The following is a 286-nucleotide window of genomic DNA, read 5'->3' as shown; positions in this document are numbered from 1 at the left end:
ACCGAATGCCAGGTTCAGATCTGCCATCTGCGGGCCAAAGTCATACGCCACGCGTGCGCCCCAGAGCATGAAGCCGGGAATGCGGCCGGTACTGCCGTCGGCGCTCTCTTTCACCGTATTGGCGTTATCCGCAAACTGGCTGGACTGGAAATCGCTGTTCAGATTGAACGTCCAGTTTCCTGGCTTGTAGTCCACGCCCAGCGTGCCTTTATGTTTCGGGGAGAATGGTACCAGATTGCCGTAGGTGTCGCCTTTCTCGCGGATTTCCGCGTTCACATACGCATAG

1 protein-coding gene is annotated in these 286 nt (G+C 57.0%); it reads right to left on the bottom strand.

The annotated features are described in order from the left end of the window. On the bottom strand, positions 1–276 hold a 276-nt coding region (locus SB772_RS40090; protein WP_410838529.1), incomplete at its 3' end, for a TonB-dependent receptor domain-containing protein. Positions 277–286 lie beyond the last annotated feature (10 nt).

This window comes from Paraburkholderia sp. SIMBA_030, from assembly GCF_046535245.1.
Taxonomy (GTDB): Bacteria; Pseudomonadota; Gammaproteobacteria; order Burkholderiales; family Burkholderiaceae; genus Paraburkholderia.
This window is presented reverse-complemented; position numbering and strand designations above follow the sequence as displayed.